This window comes from Methanococcoides sp. NM1, from assembly GCF_900774285.1.
GTDB lineage: Archaea > Halobacteriota > Methanosarcinia > Methanosarcinales > Methanosarcinaceae > Methanococcoides > Methanococcoides vulcani.
This window is the reverse complement of sequence record NZ_CAAGTW010000044.1, coordinates 1-214: the sequence shown is the minus strand read 5'-3', so window position 1 is coordinate 214 and position 214 is coordinate 1. Positions and strand designations below refer to the sequence as shown.

The 214-nt window shown below is 48.1% G+C and carries 1 rRNA gene; it reads right to left on the bottom strand.

Annotated elements, in window-relative coordinates:
• Nucleotides 1-35 precede the first annotated feature (35 nt).
• Nucleotides 36-157: ribosomal RNA gene (gene rrf, locus E7X56_RS11650) — 5S ribosomal RNA — on the bottom strand.
• Nucleotides 158-214 lie beyond the last annotated feature (57 nt).

The following is a 214-nucleotide window of genomic DNA, read 5'->3' as shown; positions in this document are numbered from 1 at the left end:
TTAAAATCAGTTAAAGAAAAAGGGTAATAGAGTGAGCACAGCAGCGACGCAGATTTCCCGAGGACTCTCGTACCTCAGTACAGTAAACAACGTGGGCAGGCTTATCTTCTGTGTTCGGAATGGGAACAGGAGTTGCCCTGCCGCTATGGCCGCCGTACTCTAACTCATATTAATGGATGAAAGCCAAGGTCCGGATTCGAACCGGAATGGAATC